Raw genomic sequence first — 17,388 nt, forward strand, 5'->3', positions numbered from 1 at the left:
TCCTAAAAATGTTTAACCTGAAATGGCAGAATCTACGATAATAACCGGACAATTCGTTCGTATCAGCCAAACGCCAGCCAGTATCGGCGAACGACTGATGGCTTTAATCATCGATTATTTTCTGATCGGGCTTTACATCTTGTCCACTGCCACTCTCTTATCCGAATTAAGTTTACCGTCAGGATTCAGTTTATTCTTTTTCCTGTGTATCGTTTATTTGCCGATTCTCGGTTATTCTTTTCTTTGCGAAATGTTCAATCACGGACAGAGTTTCGGGAAGAAACTTATCAATATCCGTGTTGTAAAAGTGGACGGTTCCACTCCCAGTATAGGCTCTTATCTGTTAAGATGGATTCTTTTCCCCATTGATGGTCCCATCACAAGCGGGCTGGGGCTTCTGGTCGTTTTATTGAATAAAAACAATCAACGGTTAGGGGATCTTGCTGCCGGTACGATGGTGATTAAAGAGAAAAACTACCGTAAGATACATGTCAGCCTGGATGAATTCGATTATCTTACCCAGAATTATAATCCGGTATATCCGCAATCGGCTGATTTATCACTCGAACAAGTGAATGTAATTACCCGAACACTGGAATCCAGCGAGAAAGACCGGGCAAGACGTGTCATGGCACTTGCTAAGAAAGTACAGGAACTGCTTTCCATTACTCCTCGTGACGATAATCAGGAAAAATTTCTTCAGACTATACTTCGCGATTATCAGTATTATGCATTGGAGGAAATATAACCAGAATACGCTGTTTCAGACTATTCAGGCAAGGGATTATTCTCACCACAGTGAGAATTAATTCTCATTGCAATGAGTATTTTTTCTCATCGCAGTGAGAACTTTTTCTCATAGGCATAAGAATGTTTGAGAAAAACACCGCACAAAAAAGGGGTATACTCACAGAGCACACCCCTTATCTTAATTTTATCTACAATGAGACCGGACGTCGTTTAGTCCACTTGTCCCAGAGAGTTTCCGTATTCCATCTCTCCCTGAACCACAAAGAGGACTTCTTCAGGATCATATTCTCCTACTTCATCCTTTTTGGCTTCTTTTACAATGTAAGCCACAACCTCTTCCAAATCGATGTTGACATAACCATCTTCATCAGGCTGAGCGTCGAGAATGCCACTTTCAGAGTAATACTCGTCGATTAAATCGAGAAAATAATACAATTCGTCGTCCGAGAACTTTTCCTTCAGTTCTTGAGGCAGATAGTTTTTGATAAACTCGATGGTCTTTTCGTCATCGGCATCTGCTAATAAAAAATCGTCTTCCAGTCCCATGGTAATTTAAGTATTAAGTAATAGGTATTAAGTATTATCGACTATAAAAGCTTCTTTACTTTTTCCGCAAATACCGGTTTAGCAACTGCACCTACCTGCTTGTCTACTATTTCACCGTTCTTGAAAAACAATACAGTAGGAATATTACGGATACCATATTCGGCAGCCATATCGCCATTTTCATCTACATCGCATTTACCGATGATTACTTGTCCTTCAAACTCCGCAGCCAATTCTTCAATGATAGGAGCCACCATCTTGCAAGGGCCACACCAAGGAGCCCAAAAATCTACAACAACCGGTTTTCCTTCTGCAAGAACCTCTTTATAGTTGCTGTCTGTAATTTCTAAAGCCATTTTTTTAAGTATTAATTATTAAATGTTATTTTGTTAGCTTATTCTCGCCACAAATATAATCAATTTATTCTAATCGGTGATATTCTTTTCCGGTGTTTTATAAAGCCTATACAAATGGCAAGAACTAAAGAGGCAGGCATACGGTTAATGGATTCCTATTTCTTCAAATAACTCTTCAGACGACATTTCTCTAAATAACGAATGCCTTCAATGACTGCCTCCGCATTGATTATGGCTCCTTCTTTAGATGTATGTACCATATCCATATAATGGGACTTAGTTTTCTCTTCACCAACAGTCTCGAATTTCTTCGCTGCAATATCATTCAAATCTACAAAATAAGCATTTTCTTGTTCCGCCACCTCTCTCGACCATTTGGCATAGGTTTGGGTGCAACGCCTCATTTTACCATCTTGCCATTGATTGGCAGGCGTATGAGAAAGAATAATCACTTCAACCCCTCTTGCTTTAGCCTGACGGATATACATACGGATATAATGTCCATAACTGAATACCTCTTCTATACTTCCGTCACGCTCAAGAACTACTTTTTGTGATTTATCGTCTGTCCCCTTCAGTGCTCCCCGAGCCAGACCGGTATTTAACGGACCACTGTCATTATGTCCGAAGTCTATAATCAGATAATCGCCTTTCCGCATAGCCGGTAACAGCCTATCCCACAATCCTTCTGTATAGTAAGTGCGGCTGCTACGCCCTTCCATGGCACAATTTTCAACTGTGATACGAGATATATCGAAGAAAGCCTGCAAAAAGCCTCCCCAACCCCATCTGCCATATTCACCGTTACCTGCCCGGTATTTCACCGTAGAATCTCCTATGACAAATACCACTGGAGCTTTTTTGTCCAAGCGACTCAACCCGGCTACAAACTGAAGCGGATTTCCCGGTTCTGAATAAGAGAATACAGGCAGGTCACTCCGTTGAATTGTAGGATAAAAGCAAACGGCACCATCATTCATGCGCGGATGCTCACGTTTCATCAAATTGACCATTTCCGCTCCTGCCCAAATGACCGGAGCATAACCTTGAGCAGCCAGTGCACTCACCGGACGATGATAATAGAACGCCGGATCAAAACCGATGCTGGTCTTTACACAGGTGCCTTCCACTTGTCCGTCAGCGTTGATAACAGATGAGACGGCACTCCATCCCAACAGAGCAACCGGACCGTAAACCATTGCATCAACCCATCTCTTATTAATGGCGTGAGCAATAGCGCATACATAGAGAGCAGTAGACGAAGTTTCATCATAAGAATCATCGCAGTCGGATAGCTGATGCCAAAAGCCATTCTTGCCTTGACAAGCCGCTACTCCTCTAATGTGCTGTCGCAACAAATCCAGCAAATGTTCTCTGTCCGGATGTTCTTTAGGCAATACATCAAGCACTTCACAAAGTGTCATCATAGCCCATCCATTCGCCCTTCCCCAATAATAGGCGGGATGTTCACTCATGCTTTCCACCCATCCATGACGGAAAAGCCCTTTCTCAGGCACAAACATACGGTCGGCAAATTGATTGATCTGACGTACAACTTCTTGAAAATATTTCTGCTGGTCATACGACAAGTAATGTCCTCTTAATGCCAATGCAGGGATTCCCTTAAACATATCCTCCAGCCATAAGGTGTGACGAAAAGGGCGATCATTGGAAAATGTGCCGTCAGACAACTTTGCTGACCGATACATAACGACATTAAAACAGTCATCTATCATAGATTGCAGTTTCAGATCCTTATTCGTCATTTGAGCTTTTGTCATCGCCGCACACATTGCTCCACAGTCATCCAAAGTGCGTGGAGCAAGGAGTTGGATCATAATACTATCGGTAGTGCCATATTTTTCATACACAGTCTTAAAATGAGGTGTCACTTCTGCTAAAAAGTTGAAGCGTTTATATACATAATCGCTATACTCCACCTCTCCTGTAGCCTCTGCCGCAGCAAGCATGGCCGAATAGGTCGCTCCCCATTCAGTGCTTATCAAGCTGAAAGCACCTCTTTCGAGTTGGGCATTCTGATCCATTTTGGCATATTCGGTGATGATTTTCCCATTCTGTTTATTAACTACACGGGAGGGGGTATTCTTTTCCAAATAAGTTAGTACCGACTTCATGTCCTGCTTAATTTCATCCACTGTCACCACACCATAGTTCGCCAAACGAGCAGACTTTACAGGTTCCCAGTTGCAGTCGACTTTCTCTTTCTTTTGAACCATTGCCTGATTTTCTAAAACCAGCGACAATAATACCACTATAGTTACTATCAATCGATTCATCATTCTAGCCTTGTTTTGTATTTATTCAATAAAAAGTGAGCGTAATTCATCAAGTCCCCTTCAACTTTACGTTCCACTTGCTTATTTGAAGAAACCCAGTGATCCTCAAACTGCTTAATGGCATCATCCAGTGCTTTTTGGTTGAATTCTGTCTTACTCTTCACTGCCCTCAATACAGCATCTATATACATATTCCAACGTATGGAATAATAATCACTAATCAATCCGGACCATGCCCGGCTCGCATAATCGTTCAAAGTTCCTCCCCAAGTAGTAACCAGATTCCGGGCATTCTTCGCATAATAATCCTGAATTACAGGATCCTTACTCAATCCTCTGGCATCAGAAATCCACTTAGATAGAGAGGTATAATCATGATATGATGTTAGTTTGTCTATATCAACCAGGAGCTCGCGCATTTCAGAAGCACGCATATTCAGAGCTGCCAGATCTTTGGTCTGATACATTTTGTCAAACTCATTCTTAACAGTCAGGAAATAATTGCCCAACAATTGTCTACCAACAGAAATCACATCTAGTCTCAAAGCATCACGACGCAAATCCGAGGCATCCAACAAATTCTGCCATACCAGCAAAAGTTGCTTGTTAGAGTAGTTCGTTTTTGTACGTCCACTGTTCTCTCCCATCTTAGGACGGTAGGTCGGCAAAATCCCGGCTGTTTTAGGTACCTGCACATATATATCATTGAATAATATCTGCCATGCTTCACGCACCGGCAAAGATACACTCCCTACATGACGGTCTGCCAACGCATTCACCCAAGCTTCATCATCCTTATTCGTAGCCCAGGCTTTTTCAAGAATATATTCGTAAGGAAACTGAACGACATCAAGTCCTTCCAATGTAGAACCGATACCTTTCATATTATCTCCTCCTTCTCGCAATGCGATATCCAGTCGTCTACCGCTCTCTTTTACGTTTCCCGTAATAGCCGTATTTCCTCCAAAATTTCCTAAATAGCACCAGATAAAAGGCTGCCCATGAAAATAGTTTGTAGTTTTCCACAATTCTACGTTCTCACAATGATAATCCAGTAAGAACATTTTATTATCAGGTACGCCTTTCAAAAGAGCCTCGATGCGGGGAGCGGTCCACTTCTTCCGATCAAAATAAAACATCCAGGTCATTTGTAGCCACTCGGCTTTAGGATCGGCTTCTGTCAAAGTATGATATAGTTTCGATGACACTTTTCCCAGATAGTCAGGCTCCCAACTCGGAGGGTCAACCTCATTAAAAGGATCTACCCCATAAATATGATCTGTTCCAAACAAAAGTGTCTGCTCTTTTAAGAACTTCTTTTGTATCAAGGAAAATAAAGGTTCTTCAGGATTCAAGAAGGAACAATGATATTGCCTTGAAAAACCGGCCCATTTACCCAAACTCTGAATATTGGCATCGGGATAAATTCGTTTTAATGCTGCCGGAACATGTCCATTAAATGCAGGTAATACAGGCTTCATATTCAATTCCCGTTCACGGGACAATATTTTTTTCTGCAAATCGACTTGATTCTCTAGCCATTCCATTGGTAATGGTCCATTCCAAGAGTCAATATTTGCCATCCGATGCCAAGGCAAATACACAGGTCCGGTAAAATAGGAAAGAATCTCCTGATCTTTCAAACCAATTTCCTTCCACACTTTATACCACACAGCTTCTTGCCCTGTTATAGCCAAAGGCATATTAACACCGTTAAGAGCCATCCAATCTATAAACCGCTCCCAGTCAACCCATTTCCAAAAAGGCATACTATACCCAAAAGTACAATAGTTTAAAAAGAAACGCTGATCTACTTTTGCGGGAATTTCTATCGGCTCTGGAATTTCAGGCAAGGTTTCCGGCATTTCCACCGGTTGACTGGCATACCAGGAAACGGTTGTCAAACAATAGTATTTCAAATAGTAATTCAGACCAACAGCCATCGAATTAGCATTGTTCCCACTTATCTGTATTTTAGAGTTACTTGTGGACTCTATTCTAAAGATATCTTTCTCGCTGTCTGTTTTCTTAAACTGAAACTGATTCACATAAGCCGGAATTAATCGCTTCAACATAGATTCGGCAACTAAGACATCACCATCCGACTTGGCTTGTATAGGCAAAGCCACCATAATAAACAACAAAAGAGAATAATAAATATGCTTCATCCTTCAAATATTTAGCGTAAAGTATATATAGACTATTTGCGTAATATGGAACATCACAAGGCCACGGCACTCTTTACTAATCTTACAGCTTCATCCAAAGGTTCCTGAAAAGTCTCTGTAGTATTATGCCATGGTGTAATTATCCATTTTTCTTCCCAATCATCCAAATTCTTATCAGAAAAATAGAGTTGCAAACGAGGTATATAATAGTCCTTAATCAAGCCAGACCATGTGCGGGCTGCATAGTCTTCCTGTATTCCTCCCCACGTTGTTATCAAACGCTTTGCGTTTGCTTCATAAAAATCTTTTTCCACAACAGACTGACCACAGTTTCTAGCCTGTTCGACCCACCTATCCAATCGGTGAAGAGGATGAGACAAAAGTAGTTTATCTGCCTGCTGTAACAAAGAAACAACATTTTCCAACAGTTTATCAGCCTCATTCTTAGCACCCATCTGTTTCTTCTCCAATGCTTTTATATATAATAAATCTGCTTTTGCACATAAGTAATAAGAAGCAAATTCAATAGCATCGTATCTATAAAGATCAGACTCTTTCAAGTTCTCGGAGCAACTTAAAAACAACTCTATGCCATGAAAAAAATCATCACTCATATCGACTTTGCTCTTTCTCCTGATATCAGGAACAGCAGTTTGCCAAGTAAAACGGGGATAAGAATAGAATGTACCATATGAACTTTTTCTTAATAAATTCCATGCCTCACTCATATTCTTCGGATATCCCCCATAACGAGCTATACAATATTCTTTTAACCATAAATCTAAATCTATGGCAGATTTACTCCAACCAGCATCTGCAAGCAGTTCATATATGACCTCATTATTTTCAAGACCTTCCGGCGCAGAACCGAAACCAACTAAATTTTCTCCATATTTAGAGCGCAAAGCCTCAATCGAGGCTGATGCATACAATCCCAAATCTCCAGTCAACAAATTCTTACCTCCAAAATTCGGAACATAACTAAAGATCCATTTCTTACCATAAAATCCTTCATGCATCTTCCAAGTTTGTTCCGTCTTCCATACCCATTTCGGGAATTCATTCCCCAAATCGATTATTATCATCTTATCATCCGGCACATGACTTAACAAAGCTGTTAAGCTTTCCTTGTCCCAAAAAGAATGATGATAGCCGAAAGTCCACCCCTGAGTCACCCATATAGCATCCGGATTACCTGCAGAGATCGATTTATAAATGGTTTCACCATATTGGGAAAGCAACTTATGCTTTCCTTCCGTGTCATCTTTCGCTACGGGAAGTTCCATCTCATTAAAACTATCCGACAGGTAAAAATCATTCTTTCCGAATTCTTTTTCCCACTCTTCCACAAACATCCTTCCTATCTCTACAAAAAAAGGAGAGTCCGGAGGCAATACATAGGCATTGTATTTTTCATCAAAACCTCCCCATTTCAAATGATTAAACTTAATCTCCGGGTGTTTCTCCACAAAAGCCATAGGTACAAATCCTGCAAAAGCTGGTGCGATGGAATGCATATTCAACTCTCGCATTCTATTTAAAATTAAATGTTGCAGATTTATCTGTTCTTTTTGCCAGCTGTCAGACAGTCCTCCATCCCAAGAATTCAAATTTCCCATGCGATGCCATGGTAAATGAGCCGGAGCAGTAAAAAAAGACTGTATATCCTTTTTATCCAATCCCAAACGTAGCCACACACGTTCGGCTATAGCCTCTGCCGCTACTGTAGCCAAAGGAAAATTCACTCCATGCAAAGCCATCCAGTCAATCTCCTTTTCCCAACGTTCCCAATTCCAATAAGGAGCTGTATAGCCATAAGTACAAACATTCAAGAAATACCTGTAATCGTATGGTGTCGTTTGCTTCGCAGAATTATACTCCGGCCACGTTTTAGGTAAAGAAAGATGATCTCCACTCCAGGTTTTCATTGCTCCACAAACATTTTTCAAATAATATCGAAAGGCATAACATAAAGCTATTTGGCTACTTCCACTAATGGTCAAGACACCTTTAGAAGACTCTATCAAGAATGTCTCTTTTCCTTCACAAGGGTCTATCATCTTAAAAATAACATTTTCAATATTATCCCCAAATTGCCTGTTTATTACTTTTTGTGCGGGACAGCTTTTGTCAGTAGCAACAGCCATAGATACCGATAAACAATAAGTATAAACAAGCAACAATAACATACTCTTCTTACCTAACAAGTTTTTCATAATACAAGATTATTATTAAAGTAACTAATCCATTTAAAAGTTCATACAATCATCAACGGAGAATTTATATTTCGTATATTGCAAGTATTCTTCATCAACATTTAAAAGCACAGAAGGAAAACATTCCCAATGTACCGCATCGGGATATCCTTGAGTTTCTAAAGCAATTCCTGCATTCGCATAATAAGGGATATTACCTTTTCCCACATCAGAACCATCCATTAGATAGCCTGTGTATACCTGCAAAGATGGTTGATTGGTATAAACAGATAATCTCCGCCCACTATCTTTATCATATAATTCAGCAGCGGGAGAGCACTCTTTTTTATTACATAAAGCATAAGCAAGAGAAAAACCTTTTTGTTGCTTAATCCCTAGGTAGTCAGTCATTAATGCATCTGAAATCTGGCGTGATTGCCTAAAGTCTAATACAGTTCCGGCTACAGAGACCAAATCTCCAGTAGGAACCAGATTATCATCACAAGCTATTATTTGAGATGAACATAATCTAAGGCTATGAGACAACACATCTATATTATTCCGAACTCCAGCCAGATTAAAGAAAGCATGATTCGTTACATTTATAGGCGTCACTTTATCTGTTACAGCTCTACAAACCATTTCTACTGAATTATCAACAGTTAATGTATAGCTCACAGAAACACTTAAATTACCAGGATACCCCTCCTCCCCATCTTTTGACAAACAGGTAAAAACAACAGTTTCTTCTCCCTGCTCATTCTCTTTAATCGAGCTATCCCATAAACGATTATGAAACCCTAAAATTCCTCCATGCAAATGATTGAACTTAGGTTTGCCATATATATCATTAGCAGCTAGTTCATAACACTCCTCACCTATACTGAAATGAGCATTCTTGATACGGCCACAAACACGTCCGACAATAGCACCATAATATTGTTCTGAAGCACATTTATAGTCAGACAAATCACTGAATCCTAACAAAATATCTTCAAAACAACCATTCCTGTCGGGAACAAACATATCCAACCAACGTGCTCCATAGGTGGAGAAGCGGGCTACTAAGCCATTGGTATTCCTAAGAGTAATCATCTGTTCTTTCTTATTATTAGTCTGCCTGTTTATCATAAGCTCCAATCATCTTTTTACTTTATAAAAGCCCATTTATTGATGTTATATCTCCGTCCATTGAAAGCACCTTGACGTTTGTAATAGCCTTTTCCCTTTTTAACTCCCAATGTCAACCAATTATAACGATTCTTATTTTCAAAATCATAACTAACCCCATCATCTTCAAATAATGTACAATGCTTTCCATCAGAATTACCATAGACCTGACAGGTTATATTAAAAACAGAAGTTTCAGAAACAAACTGTAACGGATCTGCCAAAGGTAAAATTGTACCGTCCTTAACGAACAAAGGCATTTCATCTAAAGCAATGGCAACTTCGTATTCTCGACCTCCCTCGTAACGTTCATTCGTATTAAAATTATACCATGCACCGGCCGGGAAATAGACTTTTCTCTTTCCAGTATCATCCAGTAAAGGAGCAACCAGCAAATTATCTCCCATCATATATTGATCTGATAAATTCTGTGTTTTAGCATCCATAGGAAAATCCATCAACAGAGGACGAAATGGAGGAATACCTTCCATATGATAACGGGCAAATGCATTATATAAATACGGTAACAACCGCATGCGGGTATTTATAAGTTTGCGTGTTATATTCTCCATCTCAACACTGTCGGCCAAAAAGACTCCTGTATTATTCTTATCCTTATCATATTGCAACCAAGGAGGATTTTGCAGGAACCAACTATCTACCACAGCATGAGCTGACAACAACACGAGCTGCAAACGTCTGAAGAATTCAAGTTTAGAACCGGACTGACGAACTTCCGGAGACCACAACAAACCACCAAAAGCTGAGTTACTGATCATTTGAATGTAATCTTTATATCCATAAATATCACTATATAAAGAAGCTGGAACGGAAGAAGCAAACAAACCGGAAGAGCGATAATCTTGAAAGGTTCTCCGATTCTCGCTTTCATACATATTATTTAATGTTCTCAAATACAATAGTCCCAATGCCTGATGCATTTGCTCACCATCCATTCCGGAAGGGAAAGTGCTCATTTCAGGAAATCCCCAAGTTGAATTGCCTACAGAAATATCAGAATTATCACATTCATCCAATTTGAATCCCGAAATACCTTCTCCCATGAGCTGTTTATGATAATCAGAGAAACGCTTTCTTGTTTCCGGCAATGCAAAATCCGGGACTAAGCCACCCCAAACCAGAAAATCTCCTGAATAATCTTTCAGCAGCTCCCACAATGGTGATGTCGGATGCACATATGCATGTTCCCAAAGATTCACTTTATAGTTATTCTCATTCAGGGCTTTTAACATTAAACGATGATTTGGAAAACGTTTCTCATTCCAAACATAAGAACAAGAATAAGCTGCGGTATGCCATCCTGGTTCCAATCCAATCACGTCACAAGGAATCTTCTTATCTCTGAAATAAGCCTGTATCCTCATCACACCTTCTTGAGTAAAATCTGTTTTCGTTCTATATTTGAATCCAAGTCCCCACATCGGAGGCAAACAGCCGCCTCCGGAAAGCAGATTGTATTTTTGGACAACTTCTTTTACATTGGAAGCTTTAAAAACAAAAACTTCAACTCCTTTACAATTAGGAATATCAATATAGACATAATTGCCTGATTTCTTGTTTTCATAAAGTTCTTCTGTTGAATTCTTCACTTCACCATTTGAGGAAACTATTTTCTTTTGGGTATGCTTTTCAGTATGCGTGCCACAATAAAAAGTTGTATAGCGCAATGTATTAATCAGAATGCCATATCCTTTGCTTGAAATATAAAATGGCTGAGGGGCATGCGTGTATCCTAATGTGTTCAGAGGATGGTCATTTACTATCGGCTTTTTCTTCAGTCCCCTCTGTTGGAATGAACCTATTTGAAGTCCAAAGCCATAAAGCTGTTCGTCATTCAGCAATGGTATACGCACCCGTCCACCACGGCTAAAAATTTGCAAGTCTATATCTTCCAATATAAAAGGAAGCGTACCTTCAGGTAGTTTTTCCAAACTTCCCTGTTTGGGTTTCTTCGGACAAAAATCATAAGGGGTATGTTCGTCCGGAGTTCCTACAGACAAACGGATAATTCCATTACCCAATGTATCTATTGAAATTTTATTATATCCGTATACAGACGTACAACACCAAACGAATAAAACAGAAAGAAATATTTTCATATTATATTTTTTAATGAATTTATTTTTCTAACAAGACTTCCTTTCATCTTACGCTTCTACCGAAATTTAGACATCTAAGGCAATCAATCAACAAAAGTCCAAATGGTTTTAATATCCATTTTTTTACCTTTGGTTCGAATAATCAACGGGTAGACATCTTCACCTTTCTTCAATCCTTTAGGTGGAATACCGGGAGCTACTCCAATAAATAATTCATACGGAGAATGAACTTCTAAAGAGAGTTTTGTTCCATCACTCATAGAAAAAGAAAAGGTGCCTTTACCAGGACTCCTACGTACTTTCGATATCCTTTCATATTCAAGTAATGTGTCTTTCCTTTCTGACGGTAGAGAGATGGAATCACGCAATATCAATGTATAGTCATAAGTATGTTCCACATCCGACTCACATGTAAAATGATCTACCAACTTTATACCTTCTAAGGAAAGAGTGCGATGCATATTCACTCCTACATACGTACTGTCAGACACAGCCTCTATTACACCTCCACAAGAAGTTGGCTTAAATAATACTATTTTCCCCTTAGATGCTTTTTGATCTTTCTTATCAATAGTCACTGTGTTATGAGATATTGTTTTTCGATACCAGGCATAGCAATCCGGCACACCATAGGCCGTAGTTCCCAAGTCCGGCAGGATTTCCCTACGTCCGTCATGAATGCTAATAGACAATTTATCCGGATGTCCATGCACCCCACCACTGGGACCATTCTTCAGAACAATCGTTTTATTTTTAGAACGCAACACACCAACACCTAAATCGGGGAATAAATGACTACTTAAAGAGACACCGGAAGCATGAGATTTCAGCTCCATTCCATTGATTAACGCATCTGGTGATTTTCGCTCTATTTTCTCATAACAAGCTGCCAATACATCTATTATCTTTTGATTTCCTGTACGCAAAGCAACTATTTCATATAAGCCAGCCTGTTCTAACAATGTTGTTCCATACCAACCGTCGTTTTGAGAAGGAAACATTAGATCCGAGTAAAGCATATTGACCGGAGACAAAAACATATTGATAACCTTCTCATCATACAGGTTTATATGACGACACCTTACTGCCTCAGCAGAAAGAAGAATAGCCCTTAAAGGATAAAAATGATAAACGACCGATCCTTCATTCCACCAGCCATCATTATATACATTCTTTTTTTGCATATCATAATATCCCAGATCCGGTTTGTTTAAGGCAGCATTGATGATAGAATCATTTTTCAAAGCAACCCCCTAATGCTATAATTCCTCCATTATGCCAAACTTGCCAGTTCCCCTTATCGCGGCTGGATAGCAGCAAGTCAGCACAGGGACGCAGGAAACCTTTTTCTATTTGAAGACGTTCTTGCAGCGTCATTTCTACAGAAGCAACCAAAAATGCACGGGCCGCATCTATAGCCCATACAGCTTCATCCAAGCTTTGGGAGAACAGTTTGCCACTAGTGCCGGGAGTATATTTTCGCTCCCGGTCATGGATTTTATAGGCAGGATACTTATGAGATAAGTCCAAGAGCATGGAAGTTATATTATCCGCATATCTTTTTTCATCCGTAGCTAAATACAAATACATATTCGCCTTCAAATAGTCCAAGTTAGCTCCATGAACAAAATTCACCCATGCCCAGTCATACCTGTCAACATCACCCCATTTCTTCTTACATACTGCGCAATAATGCGCTTTAGGACTTTCCCAGTCAAATACAAATTGAGTGTTATGAATCGGACAAAAATAATGATGCCCATGCCCACCTTCCAAAGCAGGTATAGCTAATGAATGTTTTTCCCTTTCCGCAATGGTTTCAGCAAGTTTACCCAAAATTTTATTCCCCCACTTTGTCTTAGACGAGGATTTTATATTGCTGATATCCTCTGTAGAATAAAAATAGAAATTCTCATCTTGTTGGGCAAAAGCTGTTCCAACAAAGAATAACAAGTATATAAATAAAACATATCTATTCATCACTGTTCGGCTTACCATTATTATAAATTTTATTCAAGCGGATTAATGCCTCTATATAATAATAATCAGCATATATGATTGACGCATCTATTTCCGTTCCATCGGGCTTATGTCCTGTGGAATGAAGAAGGAACGCATTGTTAGTTTGTCCACCTCGATAAGCAGGGGAAGACAATGCTTCTACCATTTCTACTGCTGAATTTAAATATGCACCTGACTTTGCCTTGTCTTTCACATACGAACTAAGTTCCAACAATCCCGAGGCCACCACAGCAGCTGCCGAAGCATCACGAGGTTCATTGAGTAAATTAGGAACATCAAAATCCCAGTAAGGAATATGGTCTTCAGGAAGTCTTTTCAAATAAATGTCCGCTGCTTTTTGTGCCACCTCCAGAAAAAGCGGTTCACCCGTTTCTCTATAACACATGGTGAAACCATAAATAGCCCACGCCTGTCCGCGTGCCCACATTGACTTATCCGCATACCCTTGATGGGTTAATTGGCTGATTCGCTTCCCATTGATTGTGTCATATACAACCACATGACAGGTACTGTAGTCTTCTCTGAACTGATTTTGTGAAGTCACCAGCGCATGGCTATAAGCTATATTGTACAAATCTTTGCCTCCCCCCGTTTTTAGAAGCCCAAAACAGGAGTTCCAAGTTAAGCATATTATCAATAATCGTATTATGCGGCCATCCCTTTTGTTTCCGCATTCCGGGCCACGAGTGAATCGTCCCCACTCTCTTGTCAAACAAAGTGGCTAGCGAATCAGCAGTACGAAGCAATATTTCTTTGTATTTTTGCTCTCCTGTAAGCCTGTAAGCATTGCCGGAGCTACAAAACATCATAAAACCCAAATCATGATTATCGGCTTTACGATCTACTACAGGAAACAAGGCTGAAGAGTAACGTTCAGCCTGTTTCTTGATTTCATCATCACGTGTATACTCATACACATACCATAAAATACCTGGCCAGAAACCACTTGTCCAATCATTAATGGAAGTACAATGCCATTGTTTTTGTCCCTCACCGGACAAAATATTCCGTGGCATTCGGGTTGTATCATTCAACACTGCAAGACTTTTTTTAGTTTGTTCCTCACAATAATTCAATGAAGAAGCCACATCAAAATCAGAATGAGAAGAACATGAACAGAAAAGTGCAAGCAGACTACCTAATATACATCTCTTCATATCACTTTTGCAATTCTTTAATAATCATTGTAGCACCACCACGAGGTAAAAGCGATAAATTCAGTATTGTCCGACTGGTTACTTTCTTCGTTTTAATATCCACATGTGTTCTTGTTTTTACTTTTTCGCCTCCATCTGTAAATAGAGTCAGCTCATACTTCTTGTTTTTATCCAAAAAGTCGAGAGAGATGTTCAAATCTCTTGCATCATTATTAGTAATGCATCCGACATACCAAACACCCTCTTTTTTACGGGCCATCGTTATATATTCTCCAATAGCACCATCAATCGTCTTTGAATCATCCCATGTAGTGGGCAAGTTATCAAAGAAAAATAATTCGGGTTCATCTTTTACATCTTCCGGTGTGTCGTACCAATACAAGAACTGCAAAGGACTGTAATTAATGACGGATAATGCCATCTGATGGCAAGAGGTATTTAGCAATGAACGTGCATTTAGGCTCTGTGCCAATCCGGGTTTCAGCTCTTTTCTATGATAATAACAAACTGTACAGTCTGCTGCGCCACTAATAAAACGAGTAAACGGTAATGTGGTATTATTTACCCCATCAGGAAATTCTTCATTGCCTCTTACACCTTCTTGAGTCAACAAGTTTGGATAAGTGCGACTAAAACCGGTTGGCCTATATTCATCATGAATGTCAACCATCAGGTGGTATTTCGCACATTTCTTAACAGCCTCGTGAAGCCAGATATTCCACCTGAACGAACCGACATGAACAAAACCAAATTTAATACCTGCGATTCCCCAAGACTCATACAATGGTAGAATCTCATCCAAATGTGCAGCAAGAGCACGTTGATTGACATACAGCCACACCCCAACTCCCTTACTTTTTGCATACTGCACAACGGTAGGTATATCCAAATCATTCACAGAACAACGTTGCGGATCAACGTCTGACTTTCTGGGATCTGAATCTTTTGAAGTTTCGGAGCCATACCAGCCTGCATCAAAATGAATATAATCAAGATTTCTTTTTACTGCAAAATCCACTACTTTTTTTGCTCCCTCTGTTGTCAAAGAAACAGTACGGATAATTCGTCCGGGCTTAATCCATTCCGTATCCTCTATTTGGCAAGCCTGGTTAAGGTTCAAAATAAGATCATTATTGTTGATTAGGTCTTTAGGCTGTTCACCCACCATCACCACTCTCCAAGGAGTTTCAAAGGGAGCTATGTCTTCCACAGCATCATACATTTTACAACGAATCACATTACTTTCACCTTTCCGCAACACAAACTTAGTTCTACTATAATTTACCATTTCCGCTTCTGCCAGACTTGCATACAATCCATTTTCCAATTGGAGCGTCAACGGTCTCTCGGCCTCACCCGGCCAGTCCTTCACTAACATACGTTTGTGCTCTGCTTGAGCAAAAGGCGCAAACCAGCAGTAAGTATTTTCAGGGACGACAAAAGTTGTTTCTTCTTTACTAATACGCAGATAAGAACTGCCTAAATATTTATATCTAAAACCAATACCTGAATTATAAGCTCTCACAATTAATGCAAGCCGACTCCCCCGTCCTTTTATTTTCAACGTATAGTTATATTCTTTGTAACAATCCTCGACTACGGCTCGTTCACCATAAACCGGATGCCAAGTCTTATTTACAGATAAAGAGTCAATACGCTCGATTTCCAGATTTTGCGACCAACCATCTATACCAAGTTGTGACTCCAAAATGACAGGCTTTCCTTTATAAGAAATCTTGTATTTCAGCAAACCGCCTGCCTCGTAAGCAGAGAATGCAACATTATTATCAGGAGAGAACAAAACCTTGACGGTATTCTCAGCGTATCCCGACATCATACTTAATATGAAAAGAAGAGTAAAACTAAAAACCTTCATAACCTTATTTTACTTTATTAACTAATTCTATTTCAGATACAATCGGCAAATGATCGGAGAGCAATATATTCTCTACTTTAGAAGAGAGTAGTCTCCAACTCTTTTGGGGATAACCAAACAAATAATCTATCTTATTCCGAGGATGCTTGGAAGGGGATGTCAATACGGTATTATCTGAAAGAGACTGCCATGTCCCAAAATATTTCTTTATCTCGTCAGAATCCGGTTTTGTATTAAAGTCTCCCCCTAAAATAATAGGGAAACGCTTTTCTTCCAGTATTTTGGTAATCACCTTCAATTGCTCGGCACGAGATTCAGAAGAGGTGTAATCCAAATGGGTGGAAGCTACTATAATTGTATCTCCACTTGACAGTTCCATCTCAGCCATCAACAGTGCACGTGCTTCATGCCGGATATCCCGTTTAGGCAACATAATCTTCTGCACATTTATATACGGATATTTAGTCAACATTCCAATACCATAAAAACCACCCGCATAAGGTATAGTTTTGCCATACAGAGGAAACAGCTTTGTGTAATAGCCTAGCTCCGTTATAAAGTTCTTGTCATGCTGATGTGGTGTTCTCTCACGTCTGGTCATGCAATCCAGTTCTTGTAAAGCAACGAAGTCCGGTTCATTTCCAACAATAAAATCTGCAATATTCTTCAATGAAGAAAGCTCCCCAAAACGCAGATTATAAGTCATGACCTTTAAACGCACTGGTTCCTGG

Annotated in this window: 12 protein-coding genes and 2 pseudogenes; 1 reads left to right on the top strand and 13 read right to left on the bottom strand. The window is 39.7% G+C overall.

Features of this window, described 5'->3' with window-relative positions; translation table 11 throughout:
- Positions 1–22 precede the first annotated feature (22 nt).
- Positions 23–748 (top strand): RDD family protein, encoded by a 726-nt coding sequence (locus NXV01_RS00335; protein ID WP_148365248.1) that lies wholly within the window; start codon positions 23–25, stop codon positions 746–748.
- A gap of 212 nt (positions 749–960) precedes the next feature.
- On the opposite strand, the gene NXV01_RS00340 is transcribed toward NXV01_RS00335, so the two are convergent.
- The 13 genes and pseudogenes from NXV01_RS00340 to NXV01_RS00405 form a co-directional block, all read right to left on the bottom strand.
- Complete coding sequence (locus NXV01_RS00340; protein ID WP_004307939.1) at positions 961–1,296, bottom strand: hypothetical protein; 336 nt, start codon at positions 1,294–1,296, stop codon at positions 961–963.
- A gap of 41 nt (positions 1,297–1,337) precedes the next feature.
- Positions 1,338–1,652 (bottom strand): thioredoxin, encoded by a 315-nt coding sequence (gene trxA, locus NXV01_RS00345; protein WP_004307938.1) that lies wholly within the window; start codon positions 1,650–1,652, stop codon positions 1,338–1,340.
- Between the two features lie 155 nt (positions 1,653–1,807).
- Positions 1,808–2,503: a rhamnogalacturonan acetylesterase gene (locus NXV01_RS00350; RefSeq protein WP_259023407.1), complete on the bottom strand. Its 696-nt coding sequence runs from the start codon at positions 2,501–2,503 to the stop codon at positions 1,808–1,810.
- Positions 2,504–2,569: 66 nt separating this feature from the next.
- Positions 2,570–3,949, bottom strand: a pseudogene (locus NXV01_RS00355) (glycoside hydrolase family 105 protein); the annotation flags it as partial.
- Positions 3,949–6,117: an alpha-N-acetylglucosaminidase gene (locus tag NXV01_RS00360; RefSeq protein WP_259021506.1), complete on the bottom strand. Its 2,169-nt coding sequence runs from the start codon at positions 6,115–6,117 to the stop codon at positions 3,949–3,951. The pseudogene NXV01_RS00355 and the gene NXV01_RS00360, both read right to left, overlap by 1 nt.
- Positions 6,118–6,170: 53 nt before the next feature.
- Positions 6,171–8,264 carry an alpha-N-acetylglucosaminidase gene (locus NXV01_RS00365; RefSeq protein WP_259023408.1) on the bottom strand — a complete coding sequence of 698 codons (2,094 nt, stop codon included), beginning with the start codon at positions 8,262–8,264 and terminating at the stop codon, positions 6,171–6,173.
- 102 nt (positions 8,265–8,366) lie between these two features.
- On the bottom strand, positions 8,367–9,443 hold the full coding sequence (locus NXV01_RS00370; RefSeq protein ID WP_217721266.1) for an aldose epimerase family protein: 1,077 nt from the start codon (positions 9,441–9,443) through the stop codon (positions 8,367–8,369).
- Positions 9,444–9,460: 17 nt separating this feature from the next.
- Positions 9,461–11,602 (bottom strand): TIM-barrel domain-containing protein, encoded by a 2,142-nt coding sequence (locus NXV01_RS00375; protein ID WP_259021508.1) that lies wholly within the window; start codon positions 11,600–11,602, stop codon positions 9,461–9,463.
- 83 nt (positions 11,603–11,685) lie between these two features.
- A complete protein-coding gene (locus tag NXV01_RS00380; protein ID WP_259021509.1) occupies positions 11,686–12,846 on the bottom strand; it encodes a heparinase II/III-family protein in 1,161 nt (386 codons plus the stop codon).
- On the bottom strand, positions 12,836–13,438 hold the full coding sequence (locus tag NXV01_RS00385; protein ID WP_259021510.1) for a hypothetical protein: 603 nt from the start codon (positions 13,436–13,438) through the stop codon (positions 12,836–12,838). The genes NXV01_RS00380 and NXV01_RS00385 overlap by 11 nt, the downstream gene beginning before the upstream one ends.
- Positions 13,439–13,574: 136 nt before the next feature.
- Positions 13,575–14,781 (bottom strand): annotated as a pseudogene (locus NXV01_RS25990) (glycoside hydrolase family 88 protein).
- Between the two features lies 1 nt (position 14,782).
- Entirely contained in the window at positions 14,783–16,657 is a 1,875-nt protein-coding gene (locus NXV01_RS00400; protein ID WP_259021513.1) for a glycoside hydrolase family 97 protein, read from the bottom strand.
- A gap of 4 nt (positions 16,658–16,661) precedes the next feature.
- Positions 16,662–17,363, bottom strand: coding sequence for an endonuclease/exonuclease/phosphatase family protein (locus tag NXV01_RS00405; RefSeq protein ID WP_259021514.1), 702 nt, complete (start codon positions 17,361–17,363; stop codon positions 16,662–16,664).
- Positions 17,364–17,388 lie beyond the last annotated feature (25 nt).

This window comes from Bacteroides sp. BFG-606 (assembly GCF_024788145.1).
In the GTDB taxonomy this organism is placed as follows: domain Bacteria; phylum Bacteroidota; class Bacteroidia; order Bacteroidales; family Bacteroidaceae; genus Bacteroides; species Bacteroides vicugnae.